Source organism: Kistimonas ophiarachnellae (assembly GCF_057552235.1).
The window spans coordinates 52,140-72,570 of the sequence record NZ_BAAJPA010000016.1; the positions used below are offsets into that span (position 1 = coordinate 52,140).

The 20,431-nt window shown below is 48.6% G+C and carries 20 protein-coding genes; 12 read left to right on the forward strand and 8 right to left on the reverse strand.

All coding sequences use genetic code 11. The features are described from left to right. Positions 1-55 precede the first annotated feature (55 nt). The 3 genes from mmsB (at position 56) to AC27K1_RS18185 (ending at position 2,698) form a co-directional block, all read left to right on the forward strand. Positions 56-955, forward strand: coding sequence for a 3-hydroxyisobutyrate dehydrogenase (gene mmsB, locus AC27K1_RS18175; protein WP_487152209.1), 900 nt, complete (start codon positions 56-58; stop codon positions 953-955). 118 nt (positions 956-1,073) lie between these two features. Beyond that, on the forward strand, positions 1,074-1,841 hold the full coding sequence (locus AC27K1_RS18180) for an SDR family oxidoreductase (protein ID WP_487152210.1): 768 nt from the start codon (positions 1,074-1,076) through the stop codon (positions 1,839-1,841). A 431-nt stretch (positions 1,842-2,272) separates the two neighbouring features. Beyond that, positions 2,273-2,698, forward strand: a complete 426-nt coding sequence (locus tag AC27K1_RS18185; protein WP_487152211.1) for a hypothetical protein — start codon at positions 2,273-2,275, stop codon at positions 2,696-2,698. A gap of 162 nt (positions 2,699-2,860) precedes the next feature. Here the strand turns inward: AC27K1_RS18185 and AC27K1_RS18190 are convergent, their stop codons facing one another. After that, on the reverse strand, positions 2,861-4,591 hold the full coding sequence (locus AC27K1_RS18190) for an amidohydrolase (protein ID WP_487152212.1): 1,731 nt from the start codon (positions 4,589-4,591) through the stop codon (positions 2,861-2,863). A gap of 576 nt (positions 4,592-5,167) precedes the next feature. Here AC27K1_RS18190 and AC27K1_RS18195 point away from each other — a divergent pair. Then, positions 5,168-5,935, forward strand: a complete 768-nt coding sequence (locus AC27K1_RS18195; RefSeq protein ID WP_487152213.1) for a DUF2927 domain-containing protein — start codon at positions 5,168-5,170, stop codon at positions 5,933-5,935. A 146-nt stretch (positions 5,936-6,081) separates the two neighbouring features. Next, on the forward strand, positions 6,082-6,378 hold the full coding sequence (locus tag AC27K1_RS18200) for a cold-shock protein (protein WP_487152214.1): 297 nt from the start codon (positions 6,082-6,084) through the stop codon (positions 6,376-6,378). Between the two features lie 698 nt (positions 6,379-7,076). Here AC27K1_RS18200 and AC27K1_RS18205 read toward each other — a convergent pair. Next, positions 7,077-7,274: a hypothetical protein gene (locus AC27K1_RS18205; protein ID WP_487152215.1), complete on the reverse strand. Its 198-nt coding sequence runs from the start codon at positions 7,272-7,274 to the stop codon at positions 7,077-7,079. 562 nt (positions 7,275-7,836) lie between these two features. Beyond that, complete coding sequence (gene purT, locus AC27K1_RS18210; protein ID WP_487152216.1) at positions 7,837-9,018, reverse strand: formate-dependent phosphoribosylglycinamide formyltransferase; 1,182 nt, start codon at positions 9,016-9,018, stop codon at positions 7,837-7,839. 176 nt (positions 9,019-9,194) lie between these two features. Between purT and AC27K1_RS18215 the strand changes: the two genes are divergently transcribed. After that, the gene (locus tag AC27K1_RS18215) at positions 9,195-9,581 is read left to right on the forward strand and encodes a nucleotide pyrophosphohydrolase (protein ID WP_487152217.1); all 387 of its coding nucleotides are present in this window, start codon (positions 9,195-9,197) and stop codon (positions 9,579-9,581) included. Here AC27K1_RS18215 and AC27K1_RS18220 read toward each other — a convergent pair. Beyond that, the gene (locus tag AC27K1_RS18220) at positions 9,573-11,966 is read right to left on the reverse strand and encodes a DNA polymerase II (protein ID WP_487152218.1); all 2,394 of its coding nucleotides are present in this window, start codon (positions 11,964-11,966) and stop codon (positions 9,573-9,575) included. The genes AC27K1_RS18215 and AC27K1_RS18220 overlap by 9 nt on opposite strands. A gap of 196 nt (positions 11,967-12,162) precedes the next feature. Here AC27K1_RS18220 and AC27K1_RS18225 point away from each other — a divergent pair, with 196 nt between their 5' ends. After that, on the forward strand, positions 12,163-12,657 hold the full coding sequence (locus AC27K1_RS18225; RefSeq protein ID WP_487152219.1) for a protease complex subunit PrcB family protein: 495 nt from the start codon (positions 12,163-12,165) through the stop codon (positions 12,655-12,657). Positions 12,658-12,908: 251 nt separating this feature from the next. After that, positions 12,909-13,373 carry a DUF3144 domain-containing protein gene (locus AC27K1_RS18230; protein ID WP_487152220.1) on the forward strand — a complete coding sequence of 155 codons (465 nt, stop codon included), beginning with the start codon at positions 12,909-12,911 and terminating at the stop codon, positions 13,371-13,373. A 112-nt stretch (positions 13,374-13,485) separates the two neighbouring features. Here the strand turns inward: AC27K1_RS18230 and chrA are convergent, their stop codons facing one another. Next, positions 13,486-14,649, reverse strand: a complete 1,164-nt coding sequence (gene chrA / locus AC27K1_RS18235) for a chromate efflux transporter (RefSeq protein ID WP_487152221.1) — start codon at positions 14,647-14,649, stop codon at positions 13,486-13,488. Positions 14,650-14,971: 322 nt separating this feature from the next. On the opposite strand from chrA, the gene AC27K1_RS18240 reads away from it, so the two are divergent. Genes AC27K1_RS18240 through AC27K1_RS18250 form a run of 3 tightly spaced genes read left to right on the forward strand, consistent with a single transcriptional unit; the run spans position 14,972 to position 16,434 of the window. Next, the gene (locus AC27K1_RS18240) at positions 14,972-15,619 is read left to right on the forward strand and encodes an Lcl C-terminal domain-containing protein (RefSeq protein WP_487152222.1); all 648 of its coding nucleotides are present in this window, start codon (positions 14,972-14,974) and stop codon (positions 15,617-15,619) included. Then, positions 15,616-16,152, forward strand: a complete 537-nt coding sequence (locus AC27K1_RS18245; protein ID WP_487152223.1) for an Lcl C-terminal domain-containing protein — start codon at positions 15,616-15,618, stop codon at positions 16,150-16,152. The genes AC27K1_RS18240 and AC27K1_RS18245 overlap by 4 nt, the downstream gene beginning before the upstream one ends. 30 nt (positions 16,153-16,182) lie before the next feature. Further along, positions 16,183-16,434, forward strand: a complete 252-nt coding sequence (locus AC27K1_RS18250) for a hypothetical protein (protein WP_487152224.1) — start codon at positions 16,183-16,185, stop codon at positions 16,432-16,434. A 54-nt stretch (positions 16,435-16,488) separates the two neighbouring features. On the opposite strand, the gene AC27K1_RS18255 is transcribed toward AC27K1_RS18250, so the two are convergent. Next, complete coding sequence (locus AC27K1_RS18255; protein ID WP_395178852.1) at positions 16,489-16,872, reverse strand: DUF2541 family protein; 384 nt, start codon at positions 16,870-16,872, stop codon at positions 16,489-16,491. A gap of 536 nt (positions 16,873-17,408) precedes the next feature. Between AC27K1_RS18255 and AC27K1_RS18260 the strand changes: the two genes are divergently transcribed. Then, complete coding sequence (locus AC27K1_RS18260) at positions 17,409-17,594, forward strand: hypothetical protein (RefSeq protein WP_395178853.1); 186 nt, start codon at positions 17,409-17,411, stop codon at positions 17,592-17,594. A gap of 120 nt (positions 17,595-17,714) precedes the next feature. Here AC27K1_RS18260 and AC27K1_RS18265 read toward each other — a convergent pair whose 3' ends face one another. After that, entirely contained in the window at positions 17,715-18,017 is a 303-nt protein-coding gene (locus AC27K1_RS18265) for a TehB family protein (RefSeq protein WP_487152225.1), read from the reverse strand. A gap of 218 nt (positions 18,018-18,235) precedes the next feature. Then, positions 18,236-20,290 (reverse strand): cation:proton antiporter, encoded by a 2,055-nt coding sequence (locus AC27K1_RS18270; protein WP_487152226.1) that lies wholly within the window; start codon positions 20,288-20,290, stop codon positions 18,236-18,238. Positions 20,291-20,431: the final 141 nt, after the last annotated feature.

The following is a 20,431-nucleotide window of genomic DNA, read 5'->3' on the forward strand; positions in this document are numbered from 1 at the left end:
GCCACAATACGGCCGCTGTTCCTGATTGATAGCAACAAGTAAAAGGAGACGCACCATGGCACAGATTGCATTCATCGGACTGGGTAACATGGGAGCCCCCATGGCGATCAACCTGATCAAGTCCGGTCATCAACTCACGGTCTTTGACCTGAATCCCGATGCACTGAAAACACTGTCCGACCAAGGCGCAACGGCTGCAGAACAGGCGACAGATGCTGTCAAAGGGGCGGATTTTGTGATCAGCATGTTACCCGCTGGCCAGCATGTTGAAAGTCTGTATCTCGGTGAAACCGCTCTGCTTGATGCAATCAGCACCGATGCCCTCATTATTGACTCCAGCACGATTGATGCAGAAACCGCACGGAAAGTCGCTGCGGCTGCCGATGCCCAGGGAAAAGCCTTTATTGATGCGCCTGTCTCCGGTGGTACAGCCGGTGCTGCACAGGGAACCTTGTCATTCATGATCGGTGGCAAGAAACCCCATTACGAGCAAGCCGTCCCTATCCTGAAAGCCATGGGAAGCAATCTGTTTCATGCCGGTGACGCAGGTTGCGGTCAGGTTGCGAAGATGTGCAACAACATGCTCCTGGCTATCCATATGACCGGTACAGCAGAGGCTCTCGCCCTGGCCATTCGCAATGGGCTTTCACCGGAAACAGTCTCTGAAATCATGCTGAAAAGTTCCGGGAGAAACTGGTCGCTTGAGGTCTACAACCCGGTACCCGGCATTATGGAAAATGCGCCAGCATCAAGAGACTACGAGGGTGGTTTCATGGTCAACCTGATGTTGAAAGACCTGAAGCTGGCGCTGGACGCCGCAGCAGCCTCCGGCGCCTCAGCGCCGATGGGCAGCCTGGCACGAAACCTCTATAACCTGCATGCCAATCAGACAGAGAATAATGGACAGTTAGACTTCTCCAGCATTTTCCGCCTTTACGACAACGAATGTTCATAATCACATAACCGAAACACTTTCGTGCTTTGCACTTGAACGCTGCTGTCACAACAGCAGCGCAAGACTGGGCATAACACTGCCCCTACGGTCAAAAAAAAACAAAAACTGAGGTACTGTTATGAATGAAAACCCGTTCAACCTGAACGGCAAAATTGCCCTGGTTACCGGTGCCAGCCGTGGTATCGGCGAAGCCATTGCCCGGCTGCTGGCCCGATACAATGCCCATGTCATTGTCACCAGCCGCAAAGTGGAAAGCTGTGAAGCCGTCAGCCAGAGCATTGTCGATGAAGGAGGCTCCGCTGAACCTATGGCCTGCCATATCGGGAATCCGGACGCGATTCGACAGACTGTCAGCGCCATCGTAGAAAAACATGGCCAGATCGATATCCTGGTCAACAATGCGGCAGCCAATCCCTATTTCGGCGCCATTCTTGATACACCGACCGATGCCTTGCAAAAAACCATTGACGTCAATATTCAAGGCTATTTCATGATGTCTGCAGAAGTCGGTAAGGTGATGCGTCATCAAGGCGGTGGCAGCATTGTCAATGTTGCCTCGGTGAATGGCGTGACACCCGGCCCATTCCAGGGGATCTATTCCATTACCAAGGCAGCCGTCATTGCCATGACCAAAGCCTTTGCCCGTGAATGCGCACCAATGAACATTCGCGTGAACGCACTGCTTCCCGGACTGACGGATACCAGGTTTGCATCAGCGCTTACCCGAAACGACGCCATGCTCAAGCAGATCCTGCCCAAGATTCCCATGAACCGTGCGGCTCAACCGGAGGAAATGGCAGGAACGGTGCTCTACCTGGTGTCCGATGCCGCCAGCTATACGACAGGAACCTGTATTAATGTCGATGGCGGGTATCTGACCACCTGAAAACCAGCGCAAGATATAAGGAGGAAGGACTCTCCTTTGACAAACGGGTCATTGATCACACATGCGTAATGGCACATTAAAGGGTACTTTATTTATATCTCGCTTCGCATCATTGTGACTTTTCCTACACCTCGACTATCAGATACATCTTAATCAATCACGGTAGACTTCCTATAATGACCCAGAGATAAGTATTTTCACCAGCAGCTGACCCCTGCGGGCTGTAGATGACAAAATGTGAGATTACTTTCACACGGGTAATTAAACACTTTAAAAATGAAATGATAGATATCTTTTTTCGACACGGAAAAAATCACGACTTGAAATGAGGTATAGAAATCAATACCTTCTTCAAGCCGCAGTACGCCATATCAATCCTTGATAATTTTGGAAGCTTCAAGCACAAAGGGACTCTCTGTAGAATTTTATTTATGCATAAAATTATCACCTTTATCTCATGCATTGTTTTTCTTTCAGGCTGCGCTAGCGGAATAAATAGCTATCAAAAAAATGAAATGCGCTATTATCACGCCAATGGCATGGCTGTTGAAGAAAAGAATCCAACAACTGCCGCAATACTGGGTTTCTTGCCGGGGGGTGGATCGTTCTATGTCCGAGAGCCCGGCCTAGGCGTTTTAAACCTTTTAACCTGGCCGATCTCTATTTTTTGGGATCCTATAAGCGGATACAATGGCGCCAACTCAGTCAACTACTACGCAACCAAGTCCAATATTAAACGCCTGAGAAATAAAGAATTCGAACGCCTTGAGGAAAAACTTCAACTGCAGTTAATCACTACTCAAGATTACATTTTGGAAAAACGCCGCATCGAAGAGAAGTACGAATTTGATTTCTAATCAGATTCTATGCTGATAAGCCTAATGGAGAAACCAAAAAATCCAGTTTTTCCATTATGGCAAAAGATCACAGCACTAAATACCCAGATCAATGCTTTCTCAGCGTACCAGCCCACCATCTGTGGGCTGCTGCGGGAAATATATTAGTAGAAGAATTCTACTCTAATTCTTTTTTGTGAATACAGGAATTCCACCAATCCAGGTCTGCTCAACCGCCAATTGGTGTAAACGACTCGCATTGACTAAAGGGTTCTCTGACAACACGACAAAATCCGCATACTTGCCCGCTTCCAACGATCCCCGGTTGTCTTCCTGAAACACCTGCCATGCCGCATCAATCGTAATAGCACGCAGAGCCTGCATAACATCAATCCGCTCTTGCGGTCCCAGCACCTCACCACCACTGGTTTCCCGTTGAACCGCTGACCACGCCAGCAACAATGGCTGAACCGGCACGACCGGGGTATCCAGATGAATACTGTAGCGCACCCCATATTCACCCGCTGATTTCAAAGGACTGATCCGTGCGGCGCGTTCTGCGCCTAAAAACAGGGCGTTATGACGATCCCCCCAATAGTAGACATGAGCAGGAAAAAAACTCGGCGTCACACCCAGCGCCTGCATTTTTTCGAGTTGATCATGCCGGCTCATCTGGGCATGCACAATCACATGACGGGCATCCGATCGAGGCGACGCATTCTGTGCCGCTTCTACTGCAGACAGCACATTATCAATCGCAGCATCCCCATTCGCATGTAACGCCAGCTGCCACCCTTTGCCATGCCATTCTGAGACCAGCCGACTCAGCTGATTGGCTTTCATAACAGGATCACCTCGAAAATCTGCAGCGCGTTCAGACGGTGTCTGGTAATAGGGGGTCGAGAGATAGCCCGTATATCCCTGGATTGATCCGTCTGTTGTCAGCTTCAACGCACCTACAGACAATTTATCGGATTGATGACGTGCAATCTTACCGGCATCAATCGACCTGGCCAGATCAAGATCCGGCCAGACAACGACACGCTGTGGTATGATGCCCAGGCGTGACAGCAGACGTAAAGGACGATAAAAGGATTCCGTCGCCTTGCCACTCTGTACGGTGGTTACGCCCTGACTCGCATAGTCATCAACGGATGTCTGTACAATTTTGAGATTCTTAAAGGAGGAAAAATCAAAAGCCATATCCCGCACAGGATCATGGGCTGTTTCGAGCAGCAGGCCTGTCAATTCACCCGTGGCATTTCGGACAATTTCACCACCCTCAGGATCAACAGTATCCTGATCGATCCCCGCGATAGCCTGTGCTCGAGTATTAATAACAGCCATATGGGCTGAGACATGAAGCACAAAGATTGGGTGTTCCGTGGAAACCGTATCCAACGCTTCTCGCGTTATGAAGCGATGTTCGGCCACCAGCGAATCATCAAACCCATAACCAATCACCCATTCGCCCGGTGGGGTCTCACTGGCGCGCTGTCGGAGTCGCTTCAATACATCACTAATGGTCAGTACTGTGCCAACAGGAGGACTACTGAGATCTTCTGCAACCGCTTTCAGGCCACTACCGGGAAAATGACCGTGTGCTTCGATGAAACCCGGTGTAACCGTTTTACCCTGTAGATCAATGATGTTGGCCTGCTCATCAACCTGCTGCAATATCGACTGAGTTGTTCCGGTTGCAACAATACGATCACCTTCCAGGCGCATCGCCTCAACCACGGTATGTTCATCATCCATGGTCAGGATATGACCGTTGATAAATACCTGTTCCCCGGCAGGCTGCGGATTGAGATAGAACCAGATACTGCTTCCCACAACCGCCAGTAATGCAACCAGCCCGCCCAACACGGATAACAATCCCACAATCCAACGACGCCTCTGCATTCCAGGCATAACTCCACCTTTTTATTATTACTTGCAGGAAAACACGCCGTCCGAGTGTAACGATGTAACGCGGCGTCGAGCAAGCAGAGACCACGCCATCCTGGCGCAGCGAATGGGACAGTGAGCGGGAAGCTCTGAAACTCTGGCTAGATCCGGAACGGTCAGAGTTTACTCAGCAACAGATATTAGCTGCATAGGTTGAGGCGACATCTTCCTTGAAAATCACCGATGGCGTTCTCAGAGGAACTGTCCATAAATATGGACAGTTCCTCTACCCTTAGCAGTACCACCCAACGGGTATACGAATGCACATTGCTTAAGAAATGATTGATATAAATAGCTAGTAATTATCTCAGAAATCTATTTATAGCAACTACGACCTCAGGTAGTCCTCAATAAGATATAGCGAAACAATCCTGAAACAAAGGGTACGAGCACCAAAATCACTCTTCTCTAGCATCTATAATTTCACAGAAGCTAACATGCATTTTGCAATACAAAAAGCAATACAAAAAGCAATACAAAGCCTGATTATTGATAATACATTTTATTACCAAGAAACAGATATCAGCAGGATGTTGAGCGTTGAGATTCATAAGTAACTTATCCATTCAATTACTGTTTTTCAGTGGGGTTCTCTGGCTTTCAAAAACGCAAGCCCAATATCCCGTCTGGATGGAAACTGACTATGTCCGTGACGCCTTCTATAGAGTTGCTTTTTTTAGTGAATTCAATGACGGTAAAGAGCGTCCCTTGCTGAAATGGACGTCCCCTATGCGCATTCATATTCTTAATGCTCTGGGAGACCCCGGGCTGCATGAGAGAATGGTCAAGGAACAAATGCAAATCCTGTCAGAGCATACACAGGTACCTATGTCCCTTGAGTCAGAGCTCAAGAAAGCCAATGTTCTGATCTACTTTATGAATCAGACAGACTTTTACGAGGCAATCAAATCAGATAAAAATCCCCACTTGAGTAATAGCCTTTGCACGTTCAGCATATTGGCTAATCGTAGCGGGCAAATTATTAAGGCCTGGATTTTGATCCCGGAGGATCTGGCCAGATCCTATGGAAAACTGCAATCCTGCGTTATAGAGGAAATGACCCAGATCATGGGCCTGACCAACGATGTTGATGACTTATATCCCAGCATCTTTAACGACAGCAGCATCTTCCAGCAACTGACACCACTGGATAAATATCTGCTGCATATCCTATATGACGAACGCCTCCAACCCGGAGTAAGGTGGAATGATGTGCTGGACATTATTTATCATGTGATACACACCCAAGTCGATGATCCCCACGATCACTCCGAAGATAAACAATACCTGCATTATCAACACCCCTGATTAAGATTTTCCTTCCTGAAAGGCCTGATACTCCGATGATTTTCTTGATAATGCCGAACCATTAGAAGAATATCATGCTGGGTATTGCCCCTTGGGTAAACTAGCGTTATTGTGTTAGTGGGAAGCGATAATAATGAGACAGGGATATGGAATATTTAACCGGAACTATCAAGTGGTTCAATAACGCCAAAGGCATTGGCTTTATCGAGCCTGTAGCAGCCTCTGAGAACGAAGACATATTCGTTCATTACAGCGTCATCATTATGGATGGCTTTAAATCGCTCAAGGCAGGCGAGTCAGTTCGCTTTCTGATGGGTAAGGGAGGAAAAGGCTACATGGCCACGGAAGTTATTCCAGAAAGCGTCTGGCCCAACCGCAGCAAGCCTGAAGCGGTTATTGTGCGTGAGACGCGACCTGAGACATCCGATACAGAGGCTGGCTAAACGCCGGCCTTGCCGTATCAAAAGGATCTCGCATCAATAGCTCCAGCCAGATATTGATGAATTAAACGATACTCTTATCAACAACCGACAAGGTTGCGAGATTATCCTTTACACCGCTTTCAATAGCATTTATTAATGCGTCTTACGCACAGCAGACAACAACCCCCATCCTCAAACCACACCACAAACAGCAAGCTACTATCACTAAAACTTATCCATTAAATCCAAGCACCGCACCACCACACCCAAGCATAGAATTACGCTGCCCACAGTAAACACCTGTAACACATAAAATGATTAACTTTCATTTATCCATAACAGACATTAAAACCATAATAAACACAAAAGCCTTCATACAAGTGATACCTTTAAAATTAAAAACAACACCTATGAAATTTTGCAAAATATAGTTGAACGTCCTATTTTCTATGCTTACATATTTCACGCGCCAGAGGAAACTTAGCCAGCACAGAAAAATATACGCCCTAAAAGGGAAAACTCATTCAGACACAGGTACTTCACTTCCGACAGGTGGAGAGGGGGGTGTTTGTTTTGACTTTTTGCGAACTGGTACTATGTTATCAGAGGCTCTGTGAACGACGGCTTCACACGGGCTACATGCGCATGTTAACTCTAGCGACTTTAGCCGGGACATTTGTCCCGGCTTTTTTATCCATCGTTTGGCTTATCCAAACGACTCAGTAATTACCACCACTACTTCTTGTTAGTCTCACCGGCTTAGCGCCACCATTTTCTTCAAGCCGGTTAGGAACACTCTGAACACGTCCTCCCTGAGCCAGAAAATGCGCAACCTGCTGCTCAAGCATGCGGCGCAGATTCGCTTTCTCAACATCCATTCCGAAAAATTCAGTGACAAAACCTTCTGAAACATTCATGGTAACGCTCCCTAATCACATCCTGCTGCAAGACCTCCACTGAGCGTCCACCCCAGTTGTTCACAGCATGGTGGTAAATGAATGAACATGACTCAACACCTGAAACGACTGAAAGCCATGCTTCGTCCTTTTGCACTATTTCTTGTTTCATTGTTCGTGCCAAAAACGCTTTATTTCAGAAGAAAAATGAAGAAAGCCTTATAAACAGTAGACTTTCAGCATTTCAAACAAACGTTTAAATTATTCGTTACGTCATTCAGCGACAAATGATTTGTTTCCTGACCACACGAAGCGTTACTGCACCAAAGAACCGAGTAACAGTTTCAACCCTCCCATTATGTACCAACGTACTATTTAATTTGATATTCTGCCTCCACGCAAAACGACATACCTTTCTATAGTTATATTGTGGAAATTCTAAGGTGGCTCCCTTATATAGTTTGAAATTATTTTATTGAACAAATAGTCAACTTTAAAAATAGTATCAACATAAAAATACAAAAATCACATAACCCACCAGGATGCGATGCACCTGATCCTCCACGACAAAAAAAGAGAATGATTACAGATCAATTTTGATCAGGGATGTAACAGCAATCGCTTTTTCAATCGCCGCCTGGCAACTATCACCCAAAGCAAGCCCTACCCCCATACGCCTCATTCCTTCCACCTCAGGCTTTCCAAACAACCGTAAGTCTGTATCTACCTGATTTAATGCTTCGCACAGATTCCCAAAACGCACATCCGCAGATTTCCCTTCAACCAACAACGCAGAAGAAGCTGCCGGTCCATACTGTCGAATATTGGTAATCGGCAGCCCGAGAAATGCACGCGCATGCAATTCAAATTCCGAGTAATTCTGTGAAATCAGAGTCACCAACCCAGTATCATGGGGCCGGGGTGAAACTTCACTAAAAATCACATCATCACCACATACAAACAGCTCAACACCAAACAGTCCCCATCCGCCCAAGGCATCGGTTATAGTTTGAGCGATACTTTCTGCCGACGCCTGTGCAGCTACCGACATCGCCTGTGGCTGCCATGACTCCCGATAATCTCCCCCTTCCTGTCGATGTCCTATCGGCTGACAAAAAGACGTGCCAGCGCTGTGCCTTACAGTCAGCAACGTAATTTCAAAATCAAACTCAACAAATCCTTCGACAATAATACGCCCTCTTCCGGCTCTGCCGCCCTCCTGGGCATAATCCCAGGCTTGCTGAAGGTCAGAATCGCGCTTTACAAGACTCTGCCCTTTACCTGAAGAGCTCATTACGGGCTTAACCACGCATGGCATACCGATGCGCTCAACTGCCGCCTGAAACTCATCCCAGCTATCAGCAAAACGGTAAGGCGATGTTTTCAGACCAAGCGTCTCTGCAGCCAGCCGCCTTATACCTTCACGATCCATGGTCAGCTGGGCAGCCCGTGCCGTCGGGACGACGGTATACCCTTCCTTCTCCAGCGCCACCAAGGTTTCTGTAGCAATCGCTTCAATTTCCGGCACGATATAATGCGGTTTTTCTGCCTCAATAACAGCCCGAAGCGCCTCTCCATCCAGCATTGACAAGACATGACTTCGGTCAGCCACCTGCATGGCGGGGGCATTGGCATAACGATCCAGTGCGACCACCTCCACACCCAGCCGCTGCAGGACAATGGCAACCTCTTTTCCAAGCTCACCAGAACCACAGAGCAAAACTTTTGTTGCGGAGGGACTGAAAGGCGTGCCAAGAATTGTCATTGAAATGCCTGTATGATCATCAAATCGCCAATCAGTGTAACGCAATTCTACAAAGTGTATAAAAGTTCACGTTTATACGCTTTTTCTGACGCTATCCAGTAGGTGACATCGACGGCATGATTCCCTGTTTCGGTATACCATTGCGCCGTCTACAGCATTAATCGGAAATTTGTCGAATGAAAAACCTGGATCAATTAAAACTGGAGCTACGCCAATTTTCAGCGGACAGGGAGTGGGACCAATTTCACTCCCCCAAAAATCTGGCAATGGCTTTAAGCGTCGAATCTGCCGAGTTGCTAGAACACTTTCAATGGCTGACCGAACAACAATCCCGGCAATTACCCGAGGAAAAGCTGCAGGCAGTTTCCAAGGAACTGGCAGATATCCAGATCTATCTCGTTCGCCTTGCAGACAAGCTGAACATCGACTTAATGCAGAGCGTCAGTGAAAAATTTGCAGAAAACTGTAAAAAATATCCAGCGCACCTTGTCAGGGGACAAAGCAAAAAATACAACGAATATCCGGGACATTTAATCAATCAAGCAGCACCCGAATCAAAATAATCGCAACTGCTCGTCATACAGCTGAACAAAGTCCTCACCGATAAAAGGCAGCACAGCTTCCGCAACAGGCTTGAGCTGCTTATCGATATAATGCTGGTAATCGATGGGACTGACGCAATATTCCACAGCCTCAGGCCCGTTCACTGTAATGATATAACTGATCCAGCCCCTGTTCTGATAACGCAGCGACTTACCCGCGCTGCGATTATGTTCATCGGCCTGACGCGCCGCCCTCACATGAGGCGGGCTGGTTCTGACATACTGGCTGAGGGGACGTCGCAGGCGCTTCCTGTATACCAGCTCATTGTCGCGCTCTCCTGCCAGCGTCTGCATGACGGTTTCTCTGACCAGCCCAGCAGGCGATTGCCCGGCAAATACCTTTTCAAATAACTGAACCTGGAACTGTCTGGCCAGAGGCGTCCAGTCAGAACGGACCGATTCAAGCCCTTTGAACACCAGCTGCTCGCCTTCCGGGGTCCACTTCAATCCCGCGTAACGCTTTTTACTGCCTGTTTCGGAACCTCGAATGGTTGGCATCAGAAAGCGTACATAGTGTGTTTCAAATTCCAGCTCAAGATAACTCTCCAGCCGACATTCTTTTTGCAGCGACTCTCGCCAGCGCTGATTGATATCTGTCACCAGCGCATTGCCTATGCGATCAGCGTCTATGGGGCTGAGACTATCATCCAGCCTGACAAACAGGGAGTCTGTATCCCCATAGATCACCTGGTAGCCACCGGCTTCAATCCAGCGGGCAGTTTGTTGCATGATGGCGTGTCCCCGAAGCGTAATGGAGCTGGCCAGGCGGGTATCATAAAAACGACACCCACCGGAACCGAGCACACCATAAAAGGAATTCATCAGGATCTTGATGGCCTGGGAACGCGCGCGGTCCTGTTGCTGCTTCGCCTCGTCCCGCTGCTGCCAGAGAGAGGTGATAATCGCAGGCAGGAAGTGCTGCTCCCTGGAAAAAACCGCGCCCCGGAACCCGGGAATCCCGTTCCCGGGCTCTTTCAGGCCTTCAACCAGCCCCACCGGATCAATTCTGAAGGTTCGAATAATTGAGGGATAAAGACTTTTGAAATCCAGTACCAACACGTTGTTGTACAAACCGGGCCTTGAATCCATCACATAGCCACCAGGACTCGCGAGGCCGCCACCTTCCGGAAGATTCGGCGCCACATAACCTGCCCGATGCACCCTGGGCAGATACAAGTGGGTGAAAGCCGCTACGGAACCGCCCAACCGGTCCAGCTCCAGCCCCGTCAGCTGGCTGCGCAGCCTCAGAAAATCCAGCATCCGGGTCTGCTGGAATATCTCCAGAACCAGCCTGCAGTCTTCCAGGTTATAGCGGGCAAGTTTGCATTTATCATGATGAAAGTCATGGGTAATCGCTGCCAGCCGGTTATCAACATCCTCTACCGCCTTACCTCGGCCCAGCAGGTTTTGTGACACAGTTTCCAGGCTGAAGTCTTCAAACTGATAGGTCGCCGATTTCAGCGAATCGATGCCGTCGATAACGACGCGTCCCGGCACGGTGACATAACCAGCACCCGGCTCTCCCCGGCGTTCACGCCAGATGGCCGGTTGCCTTCCGCGCCCCAGGCATAACCGGAAGCCATGTAACCGCGCCCGTTCAATCAAGAGCCGAAAATCAAAATTGATAACATTCCAGCCAATAAGTAGATCGGGATCCAGCGCTTCAATTTCCTCCTCCAGCGCTTTCAACAATGATCGCTCATCCGTAACCCAGCGTATTGTGCCACCAGGCAGGTCAGCACAGGCTTCCGATGTCATCTCTGCCCCAATCATCAGAACCCGTTCGACGGAAGCCCCCACCAGTCCAATGGAATAAAGCTTGCCATCAGCCGCACACTCAATATCCAGGGACACCACGGAAAAGTCAGGATTCACATCAGCAGGACGAATCTTCACATCATGGAATTCAGTAAAACCATCCTTTCTGACCGCCTGCCCTGTAAATGCCATGCCGCCAGTAATAAAACGCTCCATCAGATAACGCTCATGCAACCGAATGTCTGCTTCGAGGAGCGTCCCACCGAGTTGCCGGAGTCTGTCCTGAGCCTGATATCCAGCTTCAAGCGTCGGTGTATAAACGGCCTGTACGGGATCATGATTAAAGGTTTTCAGGGCTACCTGTCGACATTCATGAGGTATACCCGCCTTTGTCAGGCTGTCGGACAGTCTGGGCTGTTCTTCATGCCGGACAAAAAACACGGGGCGTTCACCCGTGATAATGAGCTTCGCAACCCCTGCATCCGCCGTAACCACCCAGAGATGAATCTCTGTCATGCCAGCATGATCAAAGCTATGACGACCAATGAGAAACCCTTCATAAATCCGGGAATGAGTCTTGCGATTCAAGGGAACGGTTCCCTGCTATTCAAAGCCCCATGATACCGTGTGACTGTCAAGAAGGTCACATCCACCAGCCTGCTCTCTACAGGCTTTTTTGAACTAAAATCGTCCGCGGCAGTCAGAGTTGGACAGAAAGACATCAATTGATGCCAAACAGACTTAATTCCAAAATACACATCACCGTTTTTTTCAGGCCTTATCTATGAAATACAGACATCTGGCAATCAAACTCATTCATTTCGGCAGTTTACTGTTTCTCACAACGCTATCTATTGCCCACGCATCTGATAACGAAACTGATGCCTGTATCGCCAGAGAAATTCCGATCAGCATCATCAATACCTATGACTTCTTGCATCAAAATCCGAGTAAGGCGCTGCTGGTCATCCGTAACACTGAGACGCTCAATACGCTGTCTAAAAGTTCCAAAATGGCTAAAAACATTGATTTCAATACCCAGGTAGCACTCTATGCCCAGATGGGAACACAGCCTTCAGGCGGGTACCACATTCATATCACAGCTGTTGAGGACAGATGCCATTATCTGGAAGTCAGGGTTGAGAATCGAGAACCGGGAACTGGCTGTTTAACTACACAGGCCCTTACCTTCCCACATCAGCTGGTCACTATACCTAAGTCGTATGACTCAAAACCCATACTATTTAAAGAAGTTTTCAGTAAAGAAAGTTGCTTATAACCATCTGTTTTAAATATGTCGAACAATGGGATTAACTGCCAACCGAAATCGATCTTGACCCAAAACGTTGCGACTATTGGCTAATAGATACAATACCCGTTTCCTGCCCGCCATCCCCCCTGGATAAATCGTGGGCTAACAAGGCTAAAAAACAGAATTATTTCAGGAACTTTTACCCCAAATACCTTTCTTACGTAATAGACACCTGATTCAAATAACGTCATTTTTATTATGTAAGGAGTAGCTTGGTTATGGATAAAGGTAACAGCAGTGATTTCGACATGAAGGATTTCTTTGAGAAACAGAAAGCCGCTGCCGCAAATAATCAGTTCAACCGTCCTGGCGATCCAGGTGCAAAAAAAGAATTTACACCGCCAACCAAACCGGCACAGGATACTGAAACCAACAACGATAAGGGCGCCAGTGGCGACAACATGCCCTTCGAAATCGACAAAGAAACGGAAGCGCAAATCCTGGAGATTGTGAACTCCTTTATCAGCCTGGCGAACAAACATGCCGAAGGTCGCAAGCTGCCGATCAACATTATCAGCGACGCCTTCCTTTACGCGGCGGCTCGTTACAATGCCTTCCTGGTTGCCTCAGCTGACCAGAAAAGCATCGCAACCAACCAGAAGGAGTATGTGGAAGCCTTCATGGAGCAATACAAAGCCATGCTCAAAGACCACTTCGAGTTCTACAAGAAGAACCCGCTCTGATCGGATCAGGGTTCCGGCAAACCGCCGGAACCCTCCCCCATCATTACTCACTTTCCTGAACTTAAACCGCCAACAATGCATACTCACTCGCATAGCGGTTGTTATCAGCCTGTCAGGCTTTAAGAACCAGCGCTCCCAATGCAATCGCTAAACCGACCAACCAGTAGACAGGCCAGCGTCTGACCCTCAGCAAGTAAAAACCAACCAGTGCAAGGGCAAATTCCAGCGACGTATGTACCGCCGAGACAAAGACCGGGGAGTACATCGCTGCCACCAGCAGCCCCACCACCGAGGCATTAATGCCACTGATAGCCCCTGCCACCCTGGCCCTACCGGCAACAGCCTGCCACGCATGCAGCATCCCGATCACCAAGAGAAAGCCCGGTAGAAAGATGGCGATGGTAGCAATCACGGCCCCCAGAACCGGCATCGACTCGGATACGAAATACCCCAGGTAGGCAGACAAGGTGAACATGGGGCCGGGGATCGCCTGTGCGGCGGCATAGCCCGTCAGAAAAGTATCGGTACTGATCAGATCTTTCGTGGTGTTCTGGAGCAAAGGCAGAACCACATGACCACCGCCGAAGACCATACTGCCCGCCTGATAGAAGTCACTGAACAATGTCAGTAACGGACGCTGCCCCGCCACCAGCGGCAATAACAACAGCAGACCGCCAAACAGTACCAGTGGCCAGACTTTTACCCGGTAGTCTTCATGTTTATCAGTTGACGCAGGCAGCCATCGCCAGCCAATGCCTGCGGCCAGTACCAATACCGCCATCTGGGCCAGCACGCCGGGAACCATCAGGAGAATGGCTGCACTGAATACGCAGAGCGCCACTGTCAGCGAACGCTGACAGAAACTCCGATACATCTGGATGATGGCATCCGCCACCACGACAACGGCCAGTAGCTTCAGACCCGCAATCACCCCCTGGTACCAGCTGGCGTCAAAAAACGCATGACTGCTCATGGCGACGGCCAGCAGGATAAAGAAAGACGGCAGGGTGAACCCGACAAATGCCGCGCAGCCACCCGGCAGGCCGGCCCGTCGATAGCCAATGGCGAAGCCTACCTGACTGGATCCCGGTCCCGGCAGAAACTGGCTTAAGGCCACCAATTGAGAATACTGCTCATCACTCAGCCATTGCAGCTTCTCCACAAAGGCATGACGAAAGTAACCGATATGCGCCGCCGGACCACCAAAGCTGGTCCACCCCAGCAGAAAAAACTGCCAGAAAATTTCCAGTGTTTTGATCACAGATTGATTTACCACTAAAGGAGAAGAACCTGGAACCTGGTTTCTGCACAAACGGTGCAGGCAGGTGCGTTATATGTGTTACTGGAGCCTATTATTATTAGCCATTTATTTCAATTTCATGACAAATAAGTACCCTTACGTACTGGCAACAAAACAGCCTGAAACGTCAATAAAATGTCAGCTGCGTGAGACAAACAAAGCCGCACCAAACACTATTCTTTAAAAGAGAAGGCGCTGTTCAGATCAGCCCAACCCGAACCAATCGTTATATGGCCAAGCGATATTGATTGCCGACTGTCATCAGGCAATCGCCGTATGCTGTCCGAAGGAATTTGGCATGAATAAGTATGGAATGCTTGCCGCACTCATCAGTATTGTTATTTTCTTGCAATTACTGCCATCCGTCCGAAACAAGCAACACTGCGACCCCGGCTACCAGGCCGACACCACGGCATACCATTTTAATACTGACGGCACTGTTCGCCATCGAACAACAGGGCTGGTCTGGGAACGCTGCCTGGTCGGGCAAACGCTGAATAATGCGGGTACACCCACTCAGTTCACCGACGACCACTGCGAAGGCAAACCCGGCAAACTCAGCTGGTTTGATATGCAGGAACTCACGGAGCGGAACCCTGGCGCCCGACTCCCCAGTATCACGGAACTGAAAACCACAATGATTGCCGAATGCAAGACGCCCGCCGTCAACCTGACTATTTTCCCTGGAACACCGCACAAGGGATTACTGATGTCAGCGGACGAGAAAATTCAGAACAATGACAAAACAGCCCGATATTTTTATGCCATCTCCCTCTATTCTTCATCCATGCAGCTTTTCCAGAAAAACAGTCGCGCTTATGCAAGATTCATCAGGGAACAGGTCGTCACAAAAAATGACAAGAAAAATCTGATCAAAAAATCACTACCCAAAGAAAAAGCCAAGATCATCCCTGCCAGCAATAAGCAACAGGAATCAGAACAGTGATCAAAAAGATAAGCGTTTGTGCTGCCGCCGGCCTGATAATACTTTCCAGCTCACTGATAGCCAAAGAACAGACCTGTGAAGAAAATTACACGCCAGAGCGCGAATACTACCGGTTTTCTACAGACGGCACGGTGACCGATACACGCACCGGTTTGACCTGGCAGCGCTGCCTTGTCGGTCAAACCTATAACGATGCGGGCACACCAGACAACTTTACTGATGATCACTGCGATGGAGTACCCACTGAATTCGACTGGAATAGAGGCGTCAAACACGTCCACTCACTCCAGGGTTTTAGACTGCCAACCTATCAGGAACTGGAAACCCTGGTCGTTAAAGCCTGTGAGACACCTGCGATTGATTTAGCGGTATTCCCAGATTCACCTTATAAGGGGTTACAGATGACATCTGAAGATTATCGTTACGTAAAGCACGACAGTGCACATTATTACTTCAGTTCGTCACTCTACTCCGGAACCAGGCAATGCATGCACAAGAACATCTGGAGTTACCTTCGACTGGTCAAAGAGTAATTCAGGATATTCTGTTACTGCAGGGACAGCATGATGGCCGCTTATCTTATTCGCATTATTAATCCGCAACATCCGGTTTGGGTCCAATGGGGATTTGATCCTGCAACCCTGCCAGAGCCCCCTGTCGTAATGGCGGAAGACGAGTTCAGTGCACGCTGTGAGGCGCTCAACCTGTTTGATCCGAATGATTATCCCGCCACATTTTCGGAATTACCGGAAGATCACCCCTTACTGATTCCGACGCATACCGAGTGTGTCGATATTTCCCAGCCTCCACAATAAAAAACAGGCAACAGTTGCCTGTCACCTGCCTGAAACTATCCTATGGATGCCTGATCAGCTGCGCAGACCATAGACCTTTACTTCTGCGGTCTTGTAGCCACCCATGGCGGTCCGGTAATCCAGCTCAATCTTGTTAATGATCCGGTCACCATCAATCAGTCTCAGCGGAACAGTTTGACGCCCTTTTTCAAGACGTTTTTTGATATAGAAATTCTGGTGACCGCCATTACCAAAAACGACCTTGATCTTTTCCAGACGGATAGGTGCGTCTTCAACACGGAGGAAAATCTTGTCAAACTTTCCTTTAAAGCCACTGACATGAATCGTATCGGTTTCGCGATTGAAGGAAACACGGCGCTCACCGAGTTTTTTCCAGTCATCTGCAACCGCTCCGACACTGATAACACTCATAAGAGCAAGCGCCAAAAGCTTTTTCATGGTGATCCTTATCTGTATAAATAAACAGGTGTACTTTTGGCTGAATCATAATCAAATATCGAACAGCTGAATAATCAGTATGCGCCGATAGCACTCCGTGGAATACAGCTATACGATCGTCTAAACATACGGAGGAAACCTGTCCTACAGGTTGCTGCTTTTCATACGAACAACAGTACAAATGCGTTTCTCTGGCCATGTTTACATTGTACTGACGTCCGTTACCAAGAGTTTCCTTCCGTGACAGCCTTATTCTCCAAACTGTCACAAAAGCCACTTACGATAGCGTCATCATCGGTAAGGTAGTGGCACGAGGACTGCGCCAGACGGGGACATGGAAAACTTGGCATATCCCCTGCTAATTTTTTTACGGATGATAACCACTTGCTGCCTGTCAATAACTTCCTCTCAGGGAAAAAGGAAAATTGGCAGGCAAGGACGACCAACCGTAAGGACGGGTGAAAGCACGACAGGTTCCTTAGCAGGCCAGATACCCTGTGGAAACAGGGTTTTGTTTTCCCGGAGGAAGTGAAGCCATGGGTAAACCGACACTGAGCCATATGTTCGCCTATCTGAAGCGAATCGGTGTCAAGCTGAAACCGCTCACCAAAGAAGGCATTGAGTCGGAATATTTTCGACGTATCTACCAGGTGCATGCCAGGGACGAAGTACTGCAGGCTATTCCCGTTGAGTCCGGCAACGGGACACGCCGTTCACGCTAGGCGCATCAGTAAGCCACGCCAGCGTGGCTTACCAATTTCAGGCATACAGCCACAGATACATTTCCCACTATTGTGCAATGCTGACATGACTCAACGGGGTTGAAACAAGGGCTGATCCACCTATTTTTCAGACCAGAAGTTAATGTTGAACTGTGCATCATCACTTAACTCAACACGATGCCAATACTGGGGTGGACTGGTTGCAAACTCTCCCGCTCTGATGACAACTTTTAATTCCGGTTCAGTTGCCGATTCATCCGCGAAACCATAGTAGGTTACCGTACCTTCCATAACACAGATCTGACCAAAAACACCTGCTGCCGTATTGTGATGGGACAACAATGCCGCGGGCACGTTCACCTTGGTAAAGAAAGGGGTAGATCGTTGAATCGTCCAGTTCACAGGAATGCGTAAATGACTCATAACAGTTTCTCTTGCTGAGAGATACTTCCCTCATCAAAAGCTATTAAAAAAGTGGCTTTTGATGGCAGACACAACGTTTACATCTAAAGAGGTGTAAGTATAGGAATGGCGGGAGTCAAAGTATGATGCTGACAAACTTCCCAGCAGATCAATGATATGGAGAAGTAGCTTCCCGACACATAGACTGCAGCCAGGAAGCCGAGATGAACCAGATAACGTTAACTGAACTTATCCTGACCGGCTTTGTGCATCTTGAATTCAACTTCCGACACCAGTTTTTCTGCATCGACCTCGGAAATAACGCCTTCATGCGACAAAGCTGTCAAACTATTTCGTTGTTTGTTCAGCAGGATACGAAGTGCCGTATGCGTTTCAATTTTCGCGACGATCTCCGGTGACAGAGACTTGATATTATCAAGCGCCTCTTCACCCAGGTGAATATTGCGCTCCATATCCCTCAGAGCCGCATCCCTGTCTTTCTCCGACATGGATATACTTTTCGCAAGCGTAATTGTCTGACGATTGGCCGCCAATAAACCGCGAGCACTTTCATAAACCAGGACCTGTTGCATGTAACGATATTGCGTGGCGTAGCGCCGGACCAATGGAACGGATGCCAGATACTCGATCCACTTCGGTACAACCCAGCTTTTTTCCAGATGTGGACGGGGCGCAATTTTGGGCTCCCCATCCAGCGCCTGCTCAATAGCCGTCACCAATAACGATGTCGCCTTCTTGCTGAGCAAGCCCTGGGAGAACTGATTCCAGTAATACTGACGTTCAGTTTCCAGCAGTTTTCTCAGGTATTCCGTGCCCGTTTCCTCTTCCTTCCCCTGCTGAGCCAATGTTTCATCACTGGGCTTCAAATCGGACAGTTTAGATTCCACCTTGTCCCAATTCACCATTTGCATCGACGGATCCGACTTCAATGTTCCCTTAAGTGACTCCACATCCTGATGAATCGCGGATTTTACTTTTTCGAGTGTCTTCTGCTTGGCTTTAGGCAGCTTGTCCAGCCCGAGCTTTGCCATAACAAATCGCATGGAGCCACCGTTAATGACGATAGTCAGAACAACAACACCGGCTGTTAAAAACAGTATTTGATTTCGGATATCCAGCGGCAGCGAGTCGTTGGCAGCTACCATAAGCGCCAGAGCCATGGATACTGCGCCTCTCAACCCGCCCCACGTTAAAACAATGGCTTTTTCCTTGTTGATGCCAACGCCCAGACGAGAGAGAAATGGCATCAATCCCAACACCGCCAACGATCGGATTATCAGTACACCAAGGAATATCACAAAGAGATAACCCCAGGAATCAAGAGACGCATCGGTCACCCGTGTCGCGACAACCAGACCCACAAGAATGAAAATCAAGGTATTGAACAGATACGCCAGTGTCTGCCAGAAGTGATGCAGGTGATGAATCACTTCCGGAGAAAAGCAGGTTCTCCCCGGGCCTGCATATATTAATGCCAGCGTAACAACGGCCACGATACCTGAAGCATGGAAGACATGCTCTGCGACATAGAACACCAGGTAAGGCGTCACCAGGGTCAAGGTAATTTCTATCAAGCTGTCATTAAACACACGGTTAATAAAGATCAGGCTGACTGCACCAACCAGGCATCCCAGGATGATGCCAAGAAACACAACCCTGAAGAATTCAAAAACAACCGTAGGGATGTGCATTTCCGCATTCAGTTGTGTCGCCAGGGTCAAAAAGAGGGAGAAAAGAACGATGGCGGTACCATCATTGATCAGCGACTCACCTTCGATCAACGTCTGTAACCGGGCACGGGAACACATTTCTTTGAGCAGCGCCACTACGGCCACGGGATCTGTCGCACTGACAATCGCCCCGAACATCAATGCCACCGGAAAGCTCCACTCCCAGGGGAGTAGCCACAACACCATAAATGCCGTCATACAGGTACAGATAACCAGACCAGGCACCGCTAACAGGGCTATCTGGGAAAACATCCGCTTGAACAGATGTACTTCAAGCTCAAAGGCAGACTCAAATACCAGAGCAGGGAGGAAAATAAACAGTATGAGGTTAGGGTCCAGCGCCGCACCGAGGCGAATCGATAAATTGATTTCTTCTATTGGTTCCTTGATGTAGCCCGCCTGCGACATCAACCCAAGCAGCAAGCCAAAAACCAGCAGCGCGACGGAGTAAGGGATCGCTGTATTCTTCAGCAGAGCCCGGACTGTGACTCCGACAAGGATAGACAGCACCACGAAGACCAGGATAAGAAGCGTCGTTTCCATGACATTTATCTATATACTGTTTTACTTCACATTAGGTCACCGCTCATTATTTGCAAACTTTCTCAGTTTGATCCGGCAGAGCGCGAAAGCTCGAACATCATTACCCCTGATAACCACACAATAACAAATGACTTAATGTGG

Coding starts and splice junctions, on each gene's coding strand:
- mmsB (WP_487152209.1), top strand. CDS start 56: ATGGCACAGATTGCATTCATCGGACTGGGTAACATGGGAGCCCCCATG.
- AC27K1_RS18180 (WP_487152210.1), top strand. CDS start 1,074: ATGAATGAAAACCCGTTCAACCTGAACGGCAAAATTGCCCTGGTTACC.
- AC27K1_RS18185 (WP_487152211.1), top strand. CDS start 2,273: ATGCATAAAATTATCACCTTTATCTCATGCATTGTTTTTCTTTCAGGC.
- AC27K1_RS18190 (WP_487152212.1), bottom strand. CDS start 4,591: ATGCCTGGAATGCAGAGGCGTCGTTGGATTGTGGGATTGTTATCCGTG.
- AC27K1_RS18200 (WP_487152214.1), top strand. CDS start 6,082: ATGGAATATTTAACCGGAACTATCAAGTGGTTCAATAACGCCAAAGGC.
- AC27K1_RS18205 (WP_487152215.1), bottom strand. CDS start 7,274: ATGAATGTTTCAGAAGGTTTTGTCACTGAATTTTTCGGAATGGATGTT.
- purT (WP_487152216.1), bottom strand. CDS start 9,018: ATGACAATTCTTGGCACGCCTTTCAGTCCCTCCGCAACAAAAGTTTTG.
- AC27K1_RS18215 (WP_487152217.1), top strand. CDS start 9,195: ATGAAAAACCTGGATCAATTAAAACTGGAGCTACGCCAATTTTCAGCG.
- AC27K1_RS18225 (WP_487152219.1), top strand. CDS start 12,163: ATGAAATACAGACATCTGGCAATCAAACTCATTCATTTCGGCAGTTTA.
- AC27K1_RS18230 (WP_487152220.1), top strand. CDS start 12,909: ATGGATAAAGGTAACAGCAGTGATTTCGACATGAAGGATTTCTTTGAG.
- AC27K1_RS18240 (WP_487152222.1), top strand. CDS start 14,972: ATGAATAAGTATGGAATGCTTGCCGCACTCATCAGTATTGTTATTTTC.
- AC27K1_RS18250 (WP_487152224.1), top strand. CDS start 16,183: ATGATGGCCGCTTATCTTATTCGCATTATTAATCCGCAACATCCGGTT.
- AC27K1_RS18255 (WP_395178852.1), bottom strand. CDS start 16,872: ATGAAAAAGCTTTTGGCGCTTGCTCTTATGAGTGTTATCAGTGTCGGA.
- AC27K1_RS18260 (WP_395178853.1), top strand. CDS start 17,409: ATGGGTAAACCGACACTGAGCCATATGTTCGCCTATCTGAAGCGAATC.
- AC27K1_RS18265 (WP_487152225.1), bottom strand. CDS start 18,017: ATGAGTCATTTACGCATTCCTGTGAACTGGACGATTCAACGATCTACC.
- AC27K1_RS18270 (WP_487152226.1), bottom strand. CDS start 20,290: ATGGAAACGACGCTTCTTATCCTGGTCTTCGTGGTGCTGTCTATCCTT.